The organism is Sphingopyxis sp. LC363 (assembly GCF_000756385.1).
Taxonomy (GTDB): Bacteria; Pseudomonadota; Alphaproteobacteria; order Sphingomonadales; family Sphingomonadaceae; genus Sphingopyxis.
Genome location: NZ_JNFC01000056.1, coordinates 116,643 through 136,655 on the forward strand (window position 1 = coordinate 116,643; position 20,013 = coordinate 136,655).

A 20,013-nucleotide genomic window follows, 5' to 3' on the forward strand; every position below is an offset into this window, starting at 1 on the left:
TCGCTTCGCGACAGGGAGGATCGGTTTTAGCCATGGCCAGCAACGCCCTCCCCCGCCGGCCCGCCGCCGCGGCCTTGCCCGACGACGATATGATCCCCCTCCACGAGCGCGTCCGCTATCGCGGCCTGCTGACCGTCGCCGTCATGGGCGCGTCGATCATGCAGATCCTCGACACGACGATCGCCAACGTCGCCATCCCGCACATGCAGTCGGCGCTCGGCGCGACGAGCGAGACGGTGACCTGGGTGCTGACAAGCTATATCCTCGCCTCGGCGATCGCGATGCCGATCACCGGCTGGCTCGCCGACCGCATCGGACGGCGCGAATTGTTCCTCGGCGCGGTCGCGGGCTTCATCGTCGCGTCGATGGCGTGCGGCGCGGCGCAGACGCTCGATCAGATGGTCGCCTTTCGCTTCATGCAGGGGATTTTCGCGGCGTTCATCGGGCCGCTGTCGCAGTCGGTGATGCTCGACATCAACCCGCCCGAGCGCCACGCGCGCGCGATGTCGATCTGGGGCATGGGGATCATGATCGGGCCGATTCTGGGCCCCGTGCTCGGCGGCTGGCTGACCGAAAGCGTCAACTGGCGCTGGGTTTTCTACGTCAACCTCCCCGTCGGATTGCTGACGCTCGCGATGATGTGGGCGCTGTTGCCCGCGACGCGCAGAACCGATCGCAAGTTCGACCTGTTCGGTTTCTCGATGCTCGCGCTCGGCCTCGCCGCGCTGCAACTGATGCTCGACCGCGGCGCGCACGAGGACTGGTTCAACGGCGTCGAAATCTGGATCGAATGCGGGGTCGCGATCGCGTGCCTGTGGATGTTCTTCGTCCATCTGTTCACCGCGCGCGGCGATACGCTGTTCAACCGCAAGATGCTCGCCGACCGCAATCTCGTCACCGCGATGGGCTTCATGGTCGTGATCGGGGTCGTGATGTTCGCGTCGATGGCGCTGCTGCCGCCGATGCTGCAGAATCTGTTCGGCTGGCCGGTGATCGACACCGGGATCGTCCTCGCGGTGCGCGGGGTGGGCATTTTGATGAGCATGTGGGTCGCGGGGCAATTGCTCGGCCGGATCGACGCGCGCTGGCTGGTCGGCACCGGCCTGCTGATCGCCGCTTATTCGCTGTGGCAGATGAGCCACTGGTCGCTGATGATGGGGATGGAGCCGGTGATCGTCAGCGGGCTGGTGCAGGGGGTCGGCATGGGACTGATCTTCATTCCGCTCAACACCATGGCGTTCGCGACGATCGCGCCGCAGCATCGCACCGACGGGTCGAGCCTGCTCAACCTGCTCCGCAGCCTCGGCGCGTCGGTCGGGATTTCGGTCGTCACCACGCTGCTCGGCGTGAACACGCAGACGAGCCACGAGGATCTGGCGGCGCATGTCACCAACAGCTCGGTCGGCCTGCTCGATCCGTCGACGTCCGACCGCTTCGGCGCGATGGGCGACACGGCGATGGCGATGATCAACGCCGAGATCAACCGGCAGGCGGCGATGGTCGCCTATATCGACGATTTCTGGCTGATGATGTGGGTGACTTTGGCGTCGGTCCCGCTGGTGCTGCTGTTGAAGCCGCCGAAACCCGGCGGGCCGCGCGCATCGGCGGCGGACATGGGGCATTAGCCGCGACCAGCCGCTTATGACCGCTCCCGACCGAACCTAGCCGTCGCCCCCGCGAAGGCGGGGGCCGCTGTCGTTTTACACAATGCCGCTGAGTAAGGCCGCTAGCGGCCCCCGCCTTCGCGGGGGCGACGGTTGTGGAATGTCCGCTCACCACCCCTAAGCCGACATCGCCACCACCGCCCACACTCCCCCCTCGCAAATTGAAACTCCGCCCACGCATCCGTTACCTGCCGCGCCGATGCGATATCCAGAGTCCCTGGCCATCTTTCCCGGCCCTCGCTAACGCTCTTTTAACCAGCGCGGCCCAACAAGCTAATATGGCCATTTCCGGATATTTTCTTCCCGTGGAACCCGGCGCCGACAGACGGCAGGACGGCCGCCGGAAACTCAGCCTTCTCGCCAAGGGCGCGCGGCACGACGGCACGGGCATCGACGTCCGAATCCACAATATTTCGGGATCGGGCTTGCTGTTCGAAAGCGACATCAAGCTGTCGACCGGCGACCGAATCGAAATCGAGCTGCCGCATGCCGGCGACATTACCGCTATCGTGATCTGGGCCAGCGGACGGCATTTCGGCTGCCAGTTCGAAGGTCCGGTATCGCGCGCCACGCTGAGTGCCGTCGAACTGAAGAGCGCCACCGACGCGGCCCCCGCTCCCGAAAAGGAAGAGCCGGAACCGGCAACGGGCGAATCCTTCGGCGACCGCCTGCGGCGGCTTCGCATCGAAGCGAAGCTCGACCGGGCCGACGTCGCCAAACGCATGCGCGTCAGCGCGGCATCGGTTCTGGGCTGGGAAAAGGACCGGGCCCGCCCCAGGCCGGGCCGGATGGCGGCGCTCGCGAAGATTCTGGGCGTCGAAACCTCCGACCTGCTCGGCGATGCCACGCCCGAAGGGATGCAGGAGCTGATCGACCGCGGCCGCGAAGAGATCGCGCGCGCCATCGGCGTCAGCGCCGACAGAATCCGGATCATCGTCGAATTCTAGAGCGGCGTGTGGCCCCCGGCGGGCCCAAGCCCGCGGCGAATATGGGGCATTGGGATGGGCGCGGCTGCTTTGCGGTGGGCGGGGATGTTGCACGCTCTCACTTCCGTCATCCCGGCTTGACCCGGGACCCGCCTTCCTTCCGGCTGGCCATGAAAAGAAGGGCGGCCCCGGGTCAAGCTCGGGGTGACGAAGAAACATCCTCCCTGTCGCGCAGCGATGGGGAGGTGGCAGCGCGAAGCGCTGACGGAGGGGCCCATAGCGCACCGTCACAGCCCCTCCACCACCGCTTCGCGGTGGTCCCCCTCCCCACGGCTTCGCCGCAGGGAGGATCTATGTCCGCAAGCGTTCGAAACAGGTCGTCTGTCCCTTTCCAGCCCCACTCGCGACTAAAGCGCCCACCCGAAGGCGCGGCGCAATTCGGCTGCGCCGCCGCTTTCATAGGGGAGACCGTGCGCCATCACGACGCGCTCGCAGTCCCAGGCGAGAATTTGCGCCATCGCGGCGCGCACCGCCCGGCGGCGCGGCCAGAAGGTCAGGCGCATGTCGGCCGGCGTGCCGCCCCCGGGATGCGCGACCCCCGCGAGCCGCACCAGGCTGCGAAACAGCCGGCTGCGAACGCGCGCGGGTTCGAAATTCTCGATCAGGTCGGTCAGAATCACGGTGCGCGAGGGCCGGTGAAAAAAGACCGCTTCGCTGACCATCGTGCCCGGGACCAGCACGCCGGCGATATCGTCGGGAAGCGGCATCGCCGGGCCGTCGAGCAGCGCGTCGACGCGGAAGTCGCGCTTCGCCTTTTCCGCGAGCCCGGGCACGGCGAGGGTCTGGGCCGCAGGATAGCGGACCTGCCAGTCGGCGACATACCAGTAATGGATGCTGCTCGGCGCGACCAGCCAGCCGACCTCGCCCAGCCGGTCGATCGCCGCGAACAGCGCATCGTCGGGGGCGATCGGCGAGTGGACCCACAGCCGTCCGCCGGGGAGTCGCACGACCGTCATCCGCGTCGGAAAGGGCATCGACGCGGGACCATAGTCCATGCGGATTTCGGGGCCGTCGACGATCCAGATCCCCTCGCCGAACGGCTTGGGCACGTTGAGCGGCGCATAGGGGACGAAGCTCGTCATGGGCGGCAGGATAACAGATGCCGCGGCCGGCTTTCAATTCGGCGGCGGCGGATATGGGGCAATGGCGGCGATGGCGGCTTCGGGGCGGGTAGCGGGCGCCGCTTTCCGGCCGCTAACCGCCAAGCGGCGGCGCGCCTTTGTGCGCAACCATGCGCTCGCCGTCGATGACGATCGGGCTCGCGACCCCGTCGATCGACGCCCCCTCGGGACGGAAGCGCATGCCGCGCGCGACGACCTGCGGATCGGCGAACACCTGCGCAAGGTCGTTGATCGGCCCCGCCGGCACCCCCTCGGCCTCGAGCGCGAGCGACAGCGGCTGCGCCTCCCACGCCGCGATCTTCGCCGCGAGCAGCGGAACCAGCTCGGCGCGGTTCGCGAGCCGCGCGGCATTGTTGACGAAACGCACATCGTCGGCCCATTCGGGGACGCCCAATATCGCGCAGAGTTTGCGATATTGCCCGTCGTTGCCGACCGCGATCACCAGCTGGCCGTCGGCGGTGGCAAAGACCTGATAGGGCACGACATTGACGTGCGCATTGCCCATCCGTTTCGGCACGACCCCGCTCGCGAGATAATTGGCCGCCTGATTGGCAAGCACCGCGACCTGCGAATCGAGCAACGCCATATCGACATGCGCGCCCGCGCCGGTGACGTCACGACGTCGCAGCGCCGCGAGGATCGCTACGGCCGAATACATGCCGGTGAAGATGTCGGCGTAGGCGATCCCCGCCTTTTGCGGCGCGCCGTCGGGCTCGCCGGTCAGCGACATGAAGCCGCTCATCGCCTGCACGATATAATCATATCCCGCGCGGTGCGCATAAGGGCCCGTCTGGCCGAAACCGGTGATCGAACAGACGACCAGCCGCGGAAAATCGGCGCGGAGCCGCGCCGGATCGAGCCCGTATTTGACGAGCCCGTCGACCTTGTAATTCTCGATCACGACATCGGCACCGGCGAGCAGCGCGCGCACCTCCGCCTGTCCCTCCGCACGCGCGATATCGATCGCGACGCTCTGCTTGCCGCGGTTGCAGCTGTGATAATAGGCTGCGCCGAGATTTTCTCCGCCGGCACCGGTGACGAAGGGCGGACCCCATTCGCGCGTATCGTCGCCGACGCCCGGCCGCTCGACCTTGACCACCTCGGCACCGAGATCGGCGAGCAATTGCCCGCACCAGGGCCCCGCGAGCACCCGTGCCAGTTCAACGACGCGGATGCCCTCCAACGGTTTAGGCAAAGGCCGAAATGCCCGTGATCGCACGGCCGAGAATCAGCGCGTGCACATCGTGCGTGCCTTCATAGGTGTTCACCGTCTCGAGGTTCACCGCATGGCGGATGACATGATAGTCGGCCGAAATGCCGTTGCCGCCGTGCATGTCGCGCGCGACGCGCGCGATATCGAGCGCCTTGCCGCAATTGTTGCGCTTCAAGAGGCTGATCGCATCGGGGACGAGCCGCCCTTCGTCGATCAGCCGCCCGACGCGCAGCGCCGTCTGCAAGCCCAACGCGATTTCGGTGAGCATGTTGGCGAGCTTCAGCTGGACGATCTGGTTCGCTGCGAGCGGCCGCCCGAACTGCTGGCGCTCGAGCGTGTAATTGCGCGCTGCTTCGTAGCAGAATTCGGCCGCGCCCATCGCGCCCCAGCCGATGCCGTAGCGCGCGCGGTTGAGACAGCCGAACGGCCCCTTGAGCCCCGAGACATGGGGGAGCAGCGCATCCTCGCCGACCTCGACCCCGTCCATGACGATCTCGCCCGTGACCGAGGCGCGGAGGCTCACCTTGCCCTCGATCTTGGGCGCCGACAGGCCTTTCATCCCCTTTTCGAGCAGGAAGCCGCGGATCGCGCCGTCGTGCGCTTCCGATTTCGCCCATACGACGAAGACGTCGGCGATCGGCGAATTGGTGATCCACATCTTCGCGCCCTTCAGGCGATATCCGCCCGCGATCTTTTCGGCGCGCGTGCGCATCCCGCCCGGGTCGCTGCCCGCATCGGGTTCGGTGAGGCCGAAACAGCCGACGAGCTCGCCCGCGGTCAGCCCGGGCAGAAATTTGCGCTTCTGCTCTTCGCTGCCATAGGCGTTGATCGGGTGGATCACGAGGCTGCTCTGCACCGAACAGGCCGAGCGGTAGCCCGAATCGATGCGCTCGACCTCGCGCGCGATCAGCCCGTAGCTGACATAGTTCAGCCCCGCGCCGCCATATTCGGGATCGATCGTCGCGCCGAGCAGGCCGAGCGCGCCCATTTCGGACATGATCTCGCGGTCGAACCGCTCGTCGAGGAAGGCCGAGGTCACGCGCGGCAGCAACGCATCGGTCGCATAGGACCGCGCGGTGTCGCGCACCATCCGCTCCTCGTCGCTCAGTTCGGCGTCGAGCTGGAGGGGGTCGAGCGGGTCGAGCGCTTCGATACGCTGCGGATCGGCGAGGGCCATGGGTCTGCTTTCTTCAAAAAGCGACCTACGGGACCGGGTCGCTACGGGGTCGGTTCGGCCGTTTTACGGGCCACCGCGGCAGGCGGGCTGTCGCGCGGCTCCAATATCGCCGCGGTCTCGATCAGGTCAAGCGCGCGCCGCGCCTCGTGATAGCGCCGCGCGTCCATCAGCCACTCGCCCGCGACATCGGCGCCGGGCATCGCTTCGACCTCGGCGATCGCCTGATCGGCCTGCCCCGCCGTCAGATAGCGCCGCGCGCGATCGAGCCGTTCGGATGCGCGCGGCGATTTGGTTCCCGCCGCGCGCACGACGAACAGCTCGCCCAGTTCGCGGCGAAGCCCGGTCCACAGGCTGCCGTTTCCGTCGCCGCCCCGCCCGACGAGCTGCGGCGCGATCGCGTCGAGTTCGGTACGAAGCCGCTCGAGCGTCACCGGGTCGCGCGAGGTGTCGATGATCGTCTTGACCGCATTCGGCTGGTCGTCGCCGAAGCGCAGCCGCAGCTGCGCGTCGAGATAGCCCAACGACAGCCCGCGATCGAGCGCGCGGCGCACCGCGAAGGCGACGAGCAGCCCCTCGGCGCGCGAGGCGTTGCCCGACGCCGATTCGGCCTGGAGCGTGATGCGCGACAGCCTTTGTTCGAGTTCGGCGACGCGCGCCGCGAGCGCATTCGCGCCGTCGACCGGCGTCACCATCAGCGGCGGCACAGCGGTGTCGCCCTTTGCCGTCCCGCCGGTCAGCAGCGGATTGGCCGCGCCCGCGGGTGCGCCCACCGCCTTGGGCGCGGGCGATATATTGCCGCCGTTCAGCCAGCGATTCACCGCCCATCCGCCGCCGACGATGCCGATGAGCAGGAGGAGGAGGGCACCGATGACGAGCGCGCGGAACGATAGCCCCTTCGCCGGGACCGCCCCGCCCGCAGACGGGGAGGTTTCGAAGCTGTCGATTGCCATGTTTCTCTTTCGAACGACCCTATTTCGCACCCTTGTGCCACAAAGCACGCGCCTGTGCCAATATTGCAACATCGTCGGGCCGTTGGGCAACCGCGACATCGCGCCAGCCCTCCCCCGCCGCCGCCGCCGCCGCCGGGCTGATCGCGGCGAGCGACAGATGCGCGCGCGCCGTGCCGGCCAGATCGGAAATGCGCTTCGCCGCGCGCGCCGAATGCGCGAGCAGCACCGCCGGTGCGGCGATCAACCCCGCCCATTCCGCGGACGGCGGGATGGGGTCGACGGCATAGCAGGGCAGCGCCGTGATCGCCGCGCCGCGCGCGTTGAATTCGGATCGGTCACGCCCGCAAAGCCATAATATCGTTCGAATATTTTGCGACGTCATGGCGTCAAGAAGTCGCTGCGCGTCGGCTGTGCCGGTCCGCGCCACCGTCAGACCCGCCGCTTCGGCCGCGCGCGCGGTCGCATCGCCCACGGCGTGGACGGGCAAGCCCCGGAGGCCCGCGATTTCCGGGCCCGCCAGCCGCGCGGCAAAGGCGCTGGTCAGCAGCAGCGCGTCGAAATCTTCGGCTGCGGGCGCGCGCCAGGCGATCGGGCGCGCTGCAAACAGCGGCATCGCATGCACCTCGAAACCCATCGCCCGGGCCCGCAGGGCCGTCGCGGCGTTGCCCGGCTCGGGCCGCGTGACGATCAGCGGCGGCCCATCCGTCATCGCGCGAACAGCGCCCGAACGCTGTCGGGCGCCTCGGCGAGCAGGCGGCGCGCCAGCGCAGCGGGCATATCGGGCCCCGTCACGACGATATGCCCGGCGGCATGCTCGGCGCCATCCTCCGAAAAAATCTCGGCGGCGAGGCGCAGCGCGCCATCCTCCTGCCAGAAGGCGTGCGCCGCAACAGGCGAACGGCAATCGCCGCCCACCGCCGCGAGAAAGGCGCGCTCGGCCGCAACCGCACCATGTGTCGGCGCGTAGTCGACCGCGGCGAGCAGCGCGATCGCCCCGGCATCGTCGGCGCGGCATTCGATCCCGATCGCGCCCTGCGACGCCGCCGGAAGCAGCAGCGCCGCGTCCTGCACGACCCCGACATCGTGCATCCCCAGCCGATCGAGCCCCGCCGCAGCGAGCAGCGTCGCATCGGCGTCGCCGCCCGCGATCTTGGCAAGCCGCGTCGCGACATTGCCGCGCAGCAGCACGGTGTCGAGATCGGGACGCAGCCGCTTCACCTGCGCCGCGCGGCGCGGGCTGCTCGTGCCCAATCGGGCGCCGGGCGGCAGGTCGGCGATCGTCGTGGCCCCTATCCCCTCGCGCACCACCAGCCGGTCGCGCGGGTCGGCGCGCTCGAGCATCGCGCCGAGGAAAAAGCGCGCATCGCGCAGCGTTTCGACGTCCTTCAGCGAATGCACCGCGACGTCGATCGTCCCGGCATCGAGCGCCGCGTCGAGTTCGCGCGTCCACAGCGCCTTGCCGCCGACCTCGGCGAGCGCGCGATCCTGGATCCGGTCGCCGGTCGCGGTCATCGGCACGATGTCGAGCGCCTCGGCAGGCAGGCCATGGCTGGCCATCAGCGCCGCCATCGCCATATGCGCCTGCGCCATCGCAAGCGGCGAGGCCCGCGTCCCGATGCGCAGCGGATGGTCGGAGGTGGGAAGGTCAATCATGCGCCGCTGCTAAGCCCTGCGCGCCCGAAAGGGAAGAGAAGGGATTCGCGCAGAGGCGCAGAGACCGCGGAGAGGATCGTTTGGGCCGAAAAGACCCCCTTCCTCCTTCCACCTCCTGGCCGCGCCCCAACGTCGACAAAAAAGCCGCTTCGCGGCCCGCGCGAAAGCTTCGCGCCTTCGCGTGAACAAATCCCCGCCTTCTCTGCGGTCTCTGCGCCTCCGCGCGAATCTTCAAGGTCCTGCCGCTTGCTCCGTGGCCCGGTGCGCGCGTAAGGGGAGCAAGCACATGACCCTCATCCTTGGCCTTGAATCGAGCTGCGACGAAACCGCGGCGGCGCTCGTCGACAGCGAGCGGCGCATTTTGGCGCAGCGCGTCGCGGGGCAGGAAGCCGAGCATAGCCCCTATGGCGGCGTCGTCCCCGAGATCGCGGCGCGCGCGCATGTCGACCGGCTCGCACCGATCGTCGAGAGCGTGCTTGCCGACGCCGGAGTGTCGCTCGCCGACATCGACGCGATCGCCGCGACCGCCGGACCGGGGCTGATCGGCGGGGTGATGGTCGGGCTCGTCACCGGCAAGGCGCTCGCGCACGCCGCGAACAAGCCGCTGATCGCGGTCAACCATCTCGAAGGCCATGCGCTGAGCCCGCGCCTCACCGATCCGGCGCTCGAATTTCCCTATCTGCTGCTGCTCGTGTCGGGCGGGCATTGCCAGTTGCTGCTCGTCGAGGGCGTCGGCGATTACCGCCGCCTCGCGACGACGATCGACGACGCCGCGGGCGAGGCGTTCGACAAGACCGCGAAGCTGCTCGGCCTCGGCTATCCGGGCGGCCCCGCGGTCGAGCGCGTCGCGAAGGACGGCGACCCGCACGCGGTGCCGCTGCCGCGTCCGCTCGTCGGCAGCGCCGAGCCGCATTTCTCCTTCGCCGGGCTCAAGAGCGCGGTCGCGCGCGCGGCGGAGAGCGGAGAGCATAGCGTTCCCGACCTCGCAGCATCCTTCCAGCAGGCGGTCGTCGACTGCCTCGTCGACCGCAGCCGCATCGCGCTCGCCGCCTGTCCGGAGGCGACCGCTTTCGTCGTCGCCGGGGGGGTCGCAGCGAATGGCAGGGTCCGCACCGCACTCACCGATCTCGCCGCGCGCTTCGACAAGGGTTTCGTCGCGCCGCCGCTCTGGCTCTGCACCGACAATGGCGCGATGATCGCCTGGGCGGGCGCCGAACGCTTCGCCGCCGGCCTCACCGACCCGCTCGACGCCCCCGCGCGCCCGCGCTGGCCGCTCGATCCCGAAGCCGAGACGGTGCGCGGCGCCGGAGTGAAAGCATGACGTCATACGCGAAATTCGGCGTCGTCGGCGGCGGCGCGTGGGGCACCGCGCTCGCGCAGCTGCTCGCGGCGGACGGCGCGCCCGTCCGCCTCTGGGCCCGCGAAGACGATGTCGTTGCCGCGATCAACGCCGAACACCGCAATCCGGTCTTCCTTCCCGGCGCGCCGCTATCGCCATCGCTCACCGCCACCGGCAGCTTGGCCGACATGGCCGATCTCGACGCGCTGCTGATCGTCGTCCCCGTCCCGTATCTCCGCGCGGTGCTCGCCGACCTGCCGCCCGGCGACGCCCCGCTGATCTTCTGCAGCAAGGGCATGGAGGCGGGCAGCTTCGCTTTTCCGATCGACATGGCGCGCGAACTCGTGCCGCAGCGTCCGCATGCCGTGCTGTCGGGACCGACCTTCGCGCACGAGGTCGCCGCCGGCCTGCCGACCGCGATCACCCTCGCGGCAGCCGATGCGGATGTCGCCGGGGGACTCGCGCAGGCGCTCGCGCGCCCGCACTTCCGTCCCTATGTCTCGACCGACATGATCGGGGCGGAGATCGGCGGCGCGGTGAAGAATATCCTCGCGATCGCCTGCGGCATCGTCGACGGCGCCGGGCTCGGGCTCAACGCGCGCGCCGCGCTGATCAGCCGCGGTTTCGCCGAAATGACGCGTTTCGGGCTGGCGCGCGGCGCGCAGGCCGAAACGCTCGCCGGGCTTGCGGGGCTCGGCGACCTCGTGCTCACCTGCACCTCGTCCAATTCGCGCAATTTCGCGCTCGGTCAGGGGCTCGGTCGCGGCGAAGCGGCCACCGAGCTCATGGCCGATCGCCGCACCGTTGCGGAGGGCGCATTCAGCGCGCCGGTCGTCGCCGCCGCCGCGCACGCCGACGGGATCGACATGCCGATCACCGATACCGTCGCGCGCCTCGTCGCCGGCGAAGTGCGCGTCACCGACGCCATTCAGGCCCTGCTCAGCCGTCCGCTGCGACCCGAAGGGCGATGAATTGCCGCACACAATTGCCTGCTCCCTCCCGCCGCGCTAGACTGCGTCTCAGGGCAAAGCAGAAGGGGCGCCAGGCTTGAGCCAGACCGATAGCGCAGCCGCGCCCCAATCGCCCGACGTCGCGTCGCGCGACGCGGACACGGCGGCGCTCGCCAAGGGCGGGCGCACCAATTTCTTCGGCTTCATCCTCCGCCTCGTCGCGCGCCTGCCCTTTCTCTATGTGGCGGGCCGCTGGTACGGGCCCGAGGCGGTCGGGCGCTTCGCCTTTGCCGTGCTCGTCATCGAACTCGTCGCGCAGCTCGCGACTTTGGGGCTCAAGCGCGGCCTCGCCGAGCAGTTGAGCGCGGAGGGCGCCGACCAGCGCATCGTCGTGTGGGACGGCATGTTCGTCGCCTTTATCGTCTCGGCGGCGGGATCGGCGCTTCTCCTCCTGTTTCCGCAGCTGATGTATCCCGCAGGCGATGTCGACAGCGCCGACCGCTGGATGGCGCTGCTCGTCTTCGTGATCGCAGGGACCGATATCGCGCTCGCCGCCTGCGCGTATAAATTCGACGTCGGAGCGACCGTGCGCGCGCGCGCGATCGTCGAACCCTGGGTGATCAGCGTCGCCGCGGCGGGCTTCTGGTTCGTTTCGGTGCGCGACGGGCTGATGCTTTCCTATGCTGCGGCGATGGTCGGCGCCTTTCTCACCGCGCTCATCCCGATGATCCGCCACTATGGCGGCCCCGGCGTATGGCGGCCGCACCCGGCGCATCTGATCATGCTCGCGCGGCGCAACGCCCCGCTCGCCGCCGCCGACGCGATCGAATGGGGCACGCGCCGCCTCGACCTCTTCATCCTCGGCCAGTTCACCTCGCCGACGATCTACGGCATCTATTATATGGCGCAGCAGGTCGCCTCGCTGCCGCAAAAATTGAAGACGAGCTTCGAGCCGATCCTCGGCCCGGTGATCACGCGCAACCTCGCCGAAAAGCGGCTGGGCGCGGTGGCGGCGCAGGTCAGCCAGGTCGGTTTCTGGATCATCGCCGCGCAAGCGGGCGTCGCGCTCGCGCTCGGCATTCCGGGCGAGGCGGTGATGGGCCTCGTCGGCCCCGAATTCGTCAGCGGCACCGCCGCGCTCGCCTTTCTGCTCGCCGCCGAAGTCGTCGCGGCGACCGCCGTGGTCAGCGAAGCCGCGCTCGTCTATGTCGCGCGCCACCGCAACCTGCTCATCAGCTTGGCGACGCTCGCGCTGCAGGCGGTGCTCAGCGTCGCGCTGATCCTGATCGCGCAGTCGATGGGATGGCCGCCGATCTATTATGCTGCGGCGGTCGCGCTCGCGCTGATGCTCGCGCTCGGTTTCGCCTCGCTGGTCAAGGCGCGGCTGCTTGCCCATATTCTCGGCGCCCCGGTGAACAGCCTGCGCTGGGCGCTCGTCTGGGCGACCGCGGGCGCCGCGGTGCTCGGCTGGGGCGCGACGCAGCTGCCCGAATGGGCCGAGCTGCTGCTCGGCGTGCCCTTCATCCTCGGCATTTACGGCTGGCTGATCTGGACGCGCGGCTTCGGGCCCGCCGACCGCGAATTGTTCCGGAAGCACCCCGATCCGGCCGCGGCACCCGCGAGCTGATTCTTAATCGACCGCCTTCTGCGCCGCGTCGCCGACATCCTGCGCGGCGTCGCCGACCTGCTGCGCCGCTTCGCTGATCGCGCCGCTTTCGGCCTGTTCGCTCGCAAGGAACTGATAGGCGAAAAAGGCCGCCACCAGAATCGCCACGAGCAGGATCAGCCCGATGCCGATCCCGCCGCCGCGGCGCGGTTCGCGGTCGATAACCGTGGTAGTGTGCGTCGTCCCGTCGGGATCGCGCGTCGTGTGGATTTCATCGGCCATGTCCGGACCTCCTCTGCTTGATGCCGCATAGGACGCCCGGACGCGCGTGAAGGTTCCTACCCCAGCCGCGCCGCGACCTTCGCCTTGAGGTCGGTCTGCGCGCGCGGGCCGACCTGCGCGATGATCTCGCGCGCGCACACCGCGCCCATCGTCAGGCAATCGGCCATCGACCGGCCTTCGGCAAGGCCGGCGAGAAATCCGGAAGCGAACAGGTCCCCCGCCCCCGTCGTGTCGACGACCTGCTCGATCGGCTCGGCGCCGACCTCGGTGCGCGTCCCGCCCTGCAACGCGATCGCCCCGTGCGCGCCGCGCGTGACGACGAGCAACGGCACCTGCGGCGCGATCTTCGCGACCGCCGCCTCGAAATCGTCGGTTTCGGCGAGCGCCCGGATCTCGACCTCGTTCGCGAACAGGATGTCGAACAACCCTTCAGCGATCAGCGCACGGAAGTCGGCGCCGTGGCGGTCGATGATGAAGGCGTCCGAAAGCGTGAAGGCGACCTTGCGTCCCGCCGCGCGCGACACGTCGATCGCGCGCCGCATCGCCGCGCGCGACAGTTCGGGATCCCACAGATAGCCTTCGAGATAGAGGATCTCGGAATCGGCGATCCATTGCTCGTCGATCATCGCCTGATCGAGCAAATGACTCGCCCCGAGAAAGGTGTTCATCGTCCGCTGCCCGTCGGGGGTGACGAGGATCAGGCAGCGCGCGGTCGGTGCGCCTTCCTTCAGCGCCGGAGTCTCGTAAGCGACGCCCAGTGCGCGCAGATCGTGCGTGAAGACATGGCCGAGCTGGTCGTCGGCGACCTGCCCGATGAAGGCGCAGCGTTCGCCGAGCGCCGCCATGCCCGCGAGCGTGTTCGCCGCGCTGCCCCCCGACACTTCGACCGCCGGGCCCATTGCCGCATAGAGACGCTCGGCCTCTTCGGCATCGATCAGCCGCATCGACCCCTTGGTCAGGCCTTCGGCGGCGATCAGCGCATCGTCGGCGCGGGCAAGAACGTCGACGATCGCGTTACCGATGGCGACGACGTCGAAACGGGCGGTGGAGGCCATGGGAAATCCTGTGCTGGCGGGAAAAAGCTGCGCGCGCTTTAGGGACGACGGCGCGCCAACGCAAGCGCGGCGCCATCCCGCCTCTTTCCTATTGTCGTCATGCCGGACTTGATCCGGCATCCATCCCGGCGCCGAAGCCATGGACCCCGGATCGAGTCCGGGATGACGAAGGGAATGGATTGCCAGAGCTTGACGCAAGCCCCCCGCGCGCGTCATCTCAAATCATGGCCCGCGCCGCCCACGCTTTCCTGCTCGCGCTCAGAGACCTGCCGCATCCGCGCGTGCTCCGCGTCCTCGCGCAAAGCCTTGCGCTCACGCTCCTGCTCCTCGCCGCTGCGGGCGCGGCGATCTTCTTCGGCGCACGCTGGGCGCTCGCGCACTGGAAGTGGCTCGACGGCGCGCAGCTCGACATGGCGGGCGTGCTGATCATCCTCCTGATCATCGCCGGAAGCTGGCTGCTCTTTCGCGCCGTCGCGATCGTCGTCATCGGCCTTTTCGCCGACGGCATCGTCGCCGATGTCGAGGGGCGCTATTATCCCGCCGCCGCGGCGCGCGCGGTCGACGTCGGCTGGCGGCAGAATATCCGCCTCGCGCTCGCCTCGCTCGTCCGCCTGATCGGCGGCAATCTGCTCGCTCTGCCGGTCTATATCCTGCTGCTCGCGACGGGGATCGGCACGCCGGTCTTCGCGCTCTTCGTCAACGCGCTGCTGCTCGGCCGCGATCTCGAGGCGATGGTGCTCGCGCGCCACCCCGATCGTCCGCGCTTCGACCGGCCGGCGCGCTGGTCGCTCGGGCTGCTGTCCGCCGCAAGCTTCGTGGTGCCCGTCGCCAATTTGTTGGCGCCGATATTGAGCGCCGCTATGGCCGTCCACATGCTGCATCTCGGCAAGGGGGACCCCGAAATATGATCGATAACCGCCGCCTCGGCGCCGTGGCCATGCTCGGCCTGACCCTCGGCGCCTGCGCCGGCCCCGCGATTCCGCGCGCGACCCCGCCGCGCGCCACCGCGCCGCCGCCGACCGTCGTGCGGCCGGTGCAGAACAATGTGCTGATCGGCAACAGCGCCGACGCGATCGGCCGCATGTTCGGCAAGCCGCGGCTCGACGTCACCGAAGGCGCCGGCCGCAAGATCCAGTACGCGGGGTCGAACTGCATTCTCGACGTCTATTTCTACGCCCCGCGCGCGGGCGCCGATCCGGTCGCGACGCATGTCGACGCGCGCACCCCCGACGGCCGCAACGCCGAGGTCGATAGCTGCGCGCAGGCGCTGCGACGCTGAAATTTCCTCCCTGTGGCGCAGCGATGGGGAGGAGCGGAAAGACGTCACGACGCCAGCTCTTTAAGCGCCCATAAGGCCGCATCGGCGACCATCGGCGATTCATCCGTCGCCAGCCGCTCGAGCGCCGGTACGAAACCCCGGTCGCCGCTGTTCCCCGCCGCGATCGCGGCGTTGCGCACCATCCGTCCGCGCCCGATCCGCTTGATCGGCGACCCCGCGAAGACCTGCCGGAACCCCGTATCGTCGAGGTCGAGCAGGTCGCCGATCGACGGCGCCGCCAGCTCGGCGCGCGGCAAAAACGCCCTGTGCCGATGCGCGGTGTCGGCGAATTTGTTCCACGGACAGGCGGCAAGACAATCGTCGCAACCGTAAATGCGGTTGCCGATCCCGCGCCGCAGCGCGACCGGGATCGGACCCTGATGCTCGATCGTGAGGTAGGAGATGCAGCGCCGCGCATCGAGCCGGTACGGCGCGGGAAAGGCATCGGTCGGGCACGCATCCTGACACGCCGCACAGCTGCCGCACGTATCGCGCCCCGGCACCGACGGCACCAGGTCGAGCGTCGTATAGATCGCGCCGAGGAAGAGCCAGCTGCCATGCTCGCGGCTGACAAGGTTGGTGTGCTTGCCCTGCCAGCCGAGCCCCGCGGCGGCCGACAGCGGCTTTTCCATCACCGGCGCGGTGTCGACGAACACCTTGACCTCGGCGTCCCTCACTTCGCCGACCAGCCAGCGCGCGACGGCTTTCAGAGCCTTTTTGACGACGTCATGATAGTCGCCGCCCTGCGCATAGACCGAAATCCGGCCGCGATCGGGCTGCGCCGCCAGCGCAAGCGGGTCGAATGCAGGCGCATAGCTCATGCCGAGCGCGATCACAGAGCGGACCTCGGGCCACAGCCCCTTTGGCGATCCGCGCTGCGCGGCGCGGCTTTCCATCCAGATCATGTCGCCGTGGCGCCCCTCGGCCAGCCACTGGTTCAGCCGCGCCGCCGTCTGCGGCGCCGCGTCGGCACGCGCGATCCCGAACGCTGCGAACCCATGTTCGCGCGCAACCGCTTCGAGGCGCTGTTCCAGCGATGGCAAGGCTTCGGCAACCATTGGCGCTCTATACGCGAGCCGCCTCGCCGTGCCATAGCCTGGTATGGGAATGATTGGGGACCGGCATTTGAACGATTTCAGCGTCGAGGCGAACGGCCTCACCAAATATTTCGGCGATTACAAGGCGGTCGACCATGTCAGCCTCAGCGTGCCGGCGGGCAGCATCTATGGCGTGCTCGGTCCCAACGGCGCGGGCAAGACGACGAGCCTCAGGATGACGCTCGGTATCATCGACCCCGACGAGGGGACGAGCCGGCTGCTCGGCGGCCACAAGCCGCAGAGCGTGCGCGGCCGCATCGGGTACCTGCCCGAAGAACGCGGGCTCTACCCGGGCATGAAAGCGCGCGAGGCGATCGCCTTCATGGGCGCACTGCGCGGGCTCGACTGGTCCGAAGGGCGCCGCCGCGCCGCGACCTTCATGACCGAACTCGGGCTCGAACGCGTCATCGATGCCAAGATCCGCAAGATGTCGAAAGGCATGGCGCAGATGGTCCAGCTCATCGGCTCGATCGTCCACGCCCCCGACCTCATCGTGCTCGACGAGCCTTTCTCGGGGCTCGACCCGGTCAATCAGGAGCGGCTCGAAACGCTCGTCCGGCGCGAGCAGGCGCGCGGCGCGACGATCCTCTTCTCGACGCATGTGATGGCGCACGCCGAGCGCCTCTGCGACCGGATCGCGATCATCGCGCGCTCGGCGCGGCGCTTCGAAGGCACGGTCGACGAGGCGCGCGCGCTGCTGCCGATGCAGGTGCGCTACACGCCGCGCGATGCCGGCGATCCCGCCGCGGTCGCCGCGACCCTGCCCGCCGGCGCCGAGCGGCGCGGCGACGCGTGGCATTTCGCGATCGAGGACGGCGGCGTCGAACCCTTGCTCGCACAAATCACCGCGAGCGGTCATGGCGTCACCGGCCTGTCGATCAGCCGCCCGGCGCTCCACGACGCCTTCGTCCATATCGTGCGTCAGGTCGACGCGGGTTTCGACGCCGACGCCGCCGAAGATGCTATCGAGGAGGCGAGCGCATGACCCCCTTCATCCGCAATATGTTCGTTGTTGCGCGGCGCGACTTTCTCGCGATCGTCGCGACGCCGACCTTCCTCCTCTTCCTGCTCGCGCCGCTGTTCATGGTCGGCATGGTGCTTGCGGGCGGCATGGGCGCGTCGCAGCTCGCCGACAGCGCGCGCGGCAAGGGCCGCATCGTCGCGGTCGCCGATCCCGCCCAGATCGAGGCGCTGCGCGCCGCCGACACGCGGCTCCGCGCCGCGATGCCGCGCGAGCCCGCGCTGCTCGAACTGCGCGTCGCGAGTCCCGCCGCCGACCCGCTCGCGATCGCGCGCGAAAAGGGCCGCGACACCTATGCGGTGATGAGCGGTCCGCTCGACGCGCCGCGCATCGTCGAGCGCGAGGAGGGCAGCGGCTCGGGACGCTATCTCGCGCTGCTCGCGGGCGAAGTGCGCCGCGCCGAGGCCGCCGGCGACCTGCCGCCGGTGACGCCGCGTTTCGAAAGCCTCGCGAGCGGCGGGACGAGCATCGCGGTGCAGCAATCGCTCGGTTTCGGCGCGGTGTTCGTCATCTTCCTTTTGACCCTGCTCCTCGCGGGCCAGACGGTGAGCTCGCTCGCCGAGGAAAAGGGCAACAAGGTCATCGAGATCCTCGCCGCCGCGGTGCCGCTCGAAAGCGTTTTTCTCGGCAAGCTGCTCGGCTTCCTCGGCGTCGCCGTGCTGTTCATCGCCTTCTGGATGGCCCTTGCGTTCGGCGGCGGACTGATCGCCGCGACGCAGATGGATCCCGCGGCGATCGCTGCGGCGGGCAAGGCGGGCAAGGCGGCGACCGCGCTCGCCGCGACGCCCGCGACCGGCTGGCCCTTCTTCCTCGGCATCGGCTTCATCTATTTCGTGATGGCCTTCCTGCTGCTCGGCGCCGTCTTCCTCGGCGTCGGCGCGCAGGCGGCGACGGTGCGCGAGATCCAGATGCTCAGCCTGCCGATCACCATCTTCCAGGTCGGCATGTTCAGCCTGTGCGCCGCCGCTGCGAGCGCGCCCGACAGCGGCCTCGCCCGTTTCGCTCAGATATTTCCCTTCTCCTCGCCGCTCGCGATGGCCGCACGCGCCGCGACCGACGATTCGAAGGCGATCCACCTGCTCGCGCTCGGCTGGCAGGCGCTGTGGGTCGCGCTCGTCGTCTGGATTTCGGTGCGCCTTTTTCGTTCGGGCGTTCTAGGGAGCGGCAAGAGCTGGCGATTCTGGCGGCGAGACCGGCCAGCGTGATCGCCGCGGCGCCATTGTTCCGCTTCCATTGACAAAGCTGTAAATAGTGGCATTCTGCAACTTAATCGGCCGCGTCCGACGGCCGCTTGAGAGGAACAGCCCATGGCCACCCAGATGCGTATCGCCCCCGAAGTTGCCAACCCGCTGGATGTCAGCCGCGCCGAGCTGTGGAGCGAGGATCGCTGGCAGGAACCGATGCGCCAGTTGCGCGCCGAGGCGCCGATCTATCGCTGCGAAGATTCGAAATTCGGTTCCTATTGGTCGGTGACGACCTACAAACCGATTCAGCATATCGAAGCACTCCCGAAAATCTTCTCCTCTTCATGGGAATATGGCGGGATCACCGTCGCCGGCGACGGCATCGAACATCTTCAGGAGGGCGAAATCCCGATGCCGATGTTCATCGCGATGGACCCTCCGCAGCACACCGCACAGCGCCGCACCGTCGCCCCCGCCTTTGGCCCCTCTGAAATAGAACGTATGCGCGCCGACACCCAGGCGCGCACCGCCGCGCTGATCGACACGCTCCCGGTGGGCGAGACCTTCGATTGGGTTGAACGCCTGTCGATCGAACTCACCACCGACATGCTCGCGATTCTGTTCGATTTCCCGTGGGAAGAGCGCCACCGGCTCACCGGCTGGTCCGACGCGCTTGGCGACATCGAAAGCTTCGATACACTCGAAAAGCGCCAGGCGCGCCTCGCCCAGGCCTTCGAAATGGGCGCCGCCTTCAAGCAATTGTGGGACCAAAAGGCCCAGAACCCGGGCGAGCATGACCTGATTTCGATCATGCTCCAGTCCGACGCGATGAAACATATGAGCGAGAATGAGTTCATGGGGAACCTCATCCTGCTCATCGTCGGAGGCAATGACACGACGCGCAATTCGATGTCGGCCTACGCCTATGGCCTCCACAAATTTCCTGAAGAACGCGCGAAGCTCGAAACCAATCACGACCCGGACCTCGCCATCAATGCGATGCACGAGATTCTGCGCTGGCAGACCCCGCTCGCGCATATGCGCCGTACCGCGACCGAGGACACCGAGTTGTTCGGCCACCAGATCAAGGCGCGCGACAAGATCGCACTGTGGTATGCGTCGGCGAACCGGGACGAGAGCGTATTTCCCGACGGCGACCGCATCATCGTCGATCGTGCGAACGCACGGCGCCACCTCGCCTTTGGCTACGGCATCCACCGCTGTGTCGGGGCGCGTGTGGCCGAACTGCAGCTCACCACGCTGATCTCCGAAATGCAGCGCCGCCGTCTGCGCGTCAACGTCCTCGCCGAGCCCGAGCGGGTGCATGCAAGCTTCGTCCACGGCTACCGACACATGCCGGTCCAACTCGAAAAATATTGACGCGCCCCAGTAACCCC

19 protein-coding genes are annotated in these 20,013 nt (G+C 68.5%); 10 read left to right on the forward strand and 9 right to left on the reverse strand.

Going from position 1 to position 20,013, the window contains the following annotated elements; genetic code table 11:
* Positions 1–32: 32 nt before the first annotated feature.
* Both FG95_RS17205 and FG95_RS17210 read left to right on the forward strand, forming a co-directional pair.
* Positions 33–1,625, forward strand: a complete 1,593-nt coding sequence (locus tag FG95_RS17205; protein ID WP_037557454.1) for an MDR family MFS transporter — start codon at positions 33–35, stop codon at positions 1,623–1,625.
* A 317-nt stretch (positions 1,626–1,942) separates the two neighbouring features.
* The gene (locus FG95_RS17210; RefSeq protein WP_037557455.1) at positions 1,943–2,611 is read left to right on the forward strand and encodes a helix-turn-helix domain-containing protein; all 669 of its coding nucleotides are present in this window, start codon (positions 1,943–1,945) and stop codon (positions 2,609–2,611) included.
* 386 nt (positions 2,612–2,997) lie between these two features.
* On the opposite strand, the gene FG95_RS17215 is transcribed toward FG95_RS17210, so the two are convergent.
* From FG95_RS17215 to hemC, 6 genes are all read right to left on the reverse strand, one after another.
* Positions 2,998–3,732, reverse strand: a complete 735-nt coding sequence (locus FG95_RS17215) for a DUF4336 domain-containing protein (protein ID WP_037557456.1) — start codon at positions 3,730–3,732, stop codon at positions 2,998–3,000.
* A 112-nt stretch (positions 3,733–3,844) separates the two neighbouring features.
* Positions 3,845–4,966: a CaiB/BaiF CoA transferase family protein gene (locus FG95_RS17220; protein WP_037557457.1), complete on the reverse strand. Its 1,122-nt coding sequence runs from the start codon at positions 4,964–4,966 to the stop codon at positions 3,845–3,847.
* On the reverse strand, positions 4,959–6,161 hold the full coding sequence (locus FG95_RS17225) for an acyl-CoA dehydrogenase (protein WP_037557458.1): 1,203 nt from the start codon (positions 6,159–6,161) through the stop codon (positions 4,959–4,961). Before FG95_RS17225 ends, FG95_RS17220 begins: the two co-directional genes overlap by 8 nt.
* A 41-nt stretch (positions 6,162–6,202) precedes the next feature.
* On the reverse strand, positions 6,203–7,111 hold the full coding sequence (locus tag FG95_RS17230) for a mitofilin family membrane protein (RefSeq protein ID WP_037557459.1): 909 nt from the start codon (positions 7,109–7,111) through the stop codon (positions 6,203–6,205).
* 19 nt (positions 7,112–7,130) lie between these two features.
* The gene (locus FG95_RS17235; protein WP_037557460.1) at positions 7,131–7,820 is read right to left on the reverse strand and encodes a uroporphyrinogen-III synthase; all 690 of its coding nucleotides are present in this window, start codon (positions 7,818–7,820) and stop codon (positions 7,131–7,133) included.
* Positions 7,817–8,764 (reverse strand): hydroxymethylbilane synthase, encoded by a 948-nt coding sequence (hemC, locus tag FG95_RS17240; RefSeq protein WP_037557461.1) that lies wholly within the window; start codon positions 8,762–8,764, stop codon positions 7,817–7,819. The genes FG95_RS17235 and hemC overlap by 4 nt, the downstream gene beginning before the upstream one ends.
* Before the next feature lie 286 nt (positions 8,765–9,050).
* Here hemC and tsaD point away from each other — a divergent pair, with 286 nt between their 5' ends.
* The 3 genes from tsaD (at position 9,051) to FG95_RS17255 (ending at position 12,680) form a co-directional block, all read left to right on the forward strand.
* A complete protein-coding gene (gene tsaD / locus FG95_RS17245) occupies positions 9,051–10,085 on the forward strand; it encodes a tRNA (adenosine(37)-N6)-threonylcarbamoyltransferase complex transferase subunit TsaD (RefSeq protein ID WP_037557462.1) in 1,035 nt (344 codons plus the stop codon).
* On the forward strand, positions 10,082–11,074 hold the full coding sequence (locus FG95_RS17250; protein WP_037557463.1) for an NAD(P)H-dependent glycerol-3-phosphate dehydrogenase: 993 nt from the start codon (positions 10,082–10,084) through the stop codon (positions 11,072–11,074). Before tsaD ends, FG95_RS17250 begins: the two co-directional genes overlap by 4 nt.
* 76 nt (positions 11,075–11,150) lie before the next feature.
* Positions 11,151–12,680, forward strand: a complete 1,530-nt coding sequence (locus FG95_RS17255) for a lipopolysaccharide biosynthesis protein (RefSeq protein ID WP_037557464.1) — start codon at positions 11,151–11,153, stop codon at positions 12,678–12,680.
* Between the two features lie 3 nt (positions 12,681–12,683).
* Here the strand turns inward: FG95_RS17255 and FG95_RS17260 are convergent, their stop codons facing one another.
* Together FG95_RS17260 and FG95_RS17265 are read right to left on the reverse strand one after the other, a co-directional pair.
* Complete coding sequence (locus FG95_RS17260) at positions 12,684–12,941, reverse strand: hypothetical protein (protein WP_037557465.1); 258 nt, start codon at positions 12,939–12,941, stop codon at positions 12,684–12,686.
* Between the two features lie 56 nt (positions 12,942–12,997).
* Complete coding sequence (locus FG95_RS17265; protein ID WP_037557466.1) at positions 12,998–13,996, reverse strand: adenosine kinase; 999 nt, start codon at positions 13,994–13,996, stop codon at positions 12,998–13,000.
* A gap of 224 nt (positions 13,997–14,220) precedes the next feature.
* Between FG95_RS17265 and FG95_RS17270 the strand changes: the two genes are divergently transcribed.
* Entirely contained in the window at positions 14,221–14,904 is a 684-nt protein-coding gene (locus FG95_RS17270; protein ID WP_037557467.1) for an EI24 domain-containing protein, read from the forward strand.
* Complete coding sequence (locus tag FG95_RS17275) at positions 14,901–15,275, forward strand: hypothetical protein (protein ID WP_037557468.1); 375 nt, start codon at positions 14,901–14,903, stop codon at positions 15,273–15,275. Before FG95_RS17270 ends, FG95_RS17275 begins: the two co-directional genes overlap by 4 nt.
* 44 nt (positions 15,276–15,319) lie before the next feature.
* On the opposite strand, the gene queG is transcribed toward FG95_RS17275, so the two are convergent.
* Positions 15,320–16,372, reverse strand: a complete 1,053-nt coding sequence (queG, locus tag FG95_RS17280; RefSeq protein ID WP_037557469.1) for a tRNA epoxyqueuosine(34) reductase QueG — start codon at positions 16,370–16,372, stop codon at positions 15,320–15,322.
* A gap of 49 nt (positions 16,373–16,421) precedes the next feature.
* Here queG and FG95_RS17285 point away from each other — a divergent pair, with 49 nt between their 5' ends.
* The 3 genes from FG95_RS17285 to FG95_RS17295 all read left to right on the forward strand — a co-directional run bounded on the left by FG95_RS17285 (position 16,422) and on the right by FG95_RS17295 (position 19,996).
* Positions 16,422–17,396, forward strand: a complete 975-nt coding sequence (locus FG95_RS17285; RefSeq protein ID WP_152567700.1) for an ABC transporter ATP-binding protein — start codon at positions 16,422–16,424, stop codon at positions 17,394–17,396.
* The gene (locus FG95_RS17290; protein ID WP_037557471.1) at positions 17,393–18,637 is read left to right on the forward strand and encodes an ABC transporter permease; all 1,245 of its coding nucleotides are present in this window, start codon (positions 17,393–17,395) and stop codon (positions 18,635–18,637) included. The genes FG95_RS17285 and FG95_RS17290 overlap by 4 nt, the downstream gene beginning before the upstream one ends.
* 102 nt (positions 18,638–18,739) lie before the next feature.
* Positions 18,740–19,996: a cytochrome P450 gene (locus FG95_RS17295; RefSeq protein WP_037557472.1), complete on the forward strand. Its 1,257-nt coding sequence runs from the start codon at positions 18,740–18,742 to the stop codon at positions 19,994–19,996.
* The last annotated feature ends 17 nt before the right edge of the window (positions 19,997–20,013 follow it).

Excerpts from the sequence above, each read along its gene's own strand:
- FG95_RS17205 (WP_037557454.1), top strand. The coding sequence starts at position 33 with ATGGCCAGCAACGCCCTCCCCCGCCGGCCCGCCGCCGCGGCCTTGCCC.
- FG95_RS17210 (WP_037557455.1), top strand. The coding sequence starts at position 1,943 with ATGGCCATTTCCGGATATTTTCTTCCCGTGGAACCCGGCGCCGACAGA.
- FG95_RS17215 (WP_037557456.1), bottom strand. The coding sequence starts at position 3,732 with ATGACGAGCTTCGTCCCCTATGCGCCGCTCAACGTGCCCAAGCCGTTC.
- FG95_RS17225 (WP_037557458.1), bottom strand. The coding sequence starts at position 6,161 with ATGGCCCTCGCCGATCCGCAGCGTATCGAAGCGCTCGACCCGCTCGAC.
- FG95_RS17230 (WP_037557459.1), bottom strand. The coding sequence starts at position 7,111 with ATGGCAATCGACAGCTTCGAAACCTCCCCGTCTGCGGGCGGGGCGGTC.
- FG95_RS17235 (WP_037557460.1), bottom strand. The coding sequence starts at position 7,820 with ATGACGGATGGGCCGCCGCTGATCGTCACGCGGCCCGAGCCGGGCAAC.
- hemC (WP_037557461.1), bottom strand. The coding sequence starts at position 8,764 with ATGATTGACCTTCCCACCTCCGACCATCCGCTGCGCATCGGGACGCGG.
- tsaD (WP_037557462.1), top strand. The coding sequence starts at position 9,051 with ATGACCCTCATCCTTGGCCTTGAATCGAGCTGCGACGAAACCGCGGCG.
- FG95_RS17250 (WP_037557463.1), top strand. The coding sequence starts at position 10,082 with ATGACGTCATACGCGAAATTCGGCGTCGTCGGCGGCGGCGCGTGGGGC.
- FG95_RS17260 (WP_037557465.1), bottom strand. The coding sequence starts at position 12,941 with ATGGCCGATGAAATCCACACGACGCGCGATCCCGACGGGACGACGCAC.
- FG95_RS17265 (WP_037557466.1), bottom strand. The coding sequence starts at position 13,996 with ATGGCCTCCACCGCCCGTTTCGACGTCGTCGCCATCGGTAACGCGATC.
- FG95_RS17270 (WP_037557467.1), top strand. The coding sequence starts at position 14,221 with ATGGCCCGCGCCGCCCACGCTTTCCTGCTCGCGCTCAGAGACCTGCCG.
- FG95_RS17275 (WP_037557468.1), top strand. The coding sequence starts at position 14,901 with ATGATCGATAACCGCCGCCTCGGCGCCGTGGCCATGCTCGGCCTGACC.
- queG (WP_037557469.1), bottom strand. The coding sequence starts at position 16,372 with ATGGTTGCCGAAGCCTTGCCATCGCTGGAACAGCGCCTCGAAGCGGTT.
- FG95_RS17285 (WP_152567700.1), top strand. The coding sequence starts at position 16,422 with ATGATTGGGGACCGGCATTTGAACGATTTCAGCGTCGAGGCGAACGGC.
- FG95_RS17290 (WP_037557471.1), top strand. The coding sequence starts at position 17,393 with ATGACCCCCTTCATCCGCAATATGTTCGTTGTTGCGCGGCGCGACTTT.
- FG95_RS17295 (WP_037557472.1), top strand. The coding sequence starts at position 18,740 with ATGGCCACCCAGATGCGTATCGCCCCCGAAGTTGCCAACCCGCTGGAT.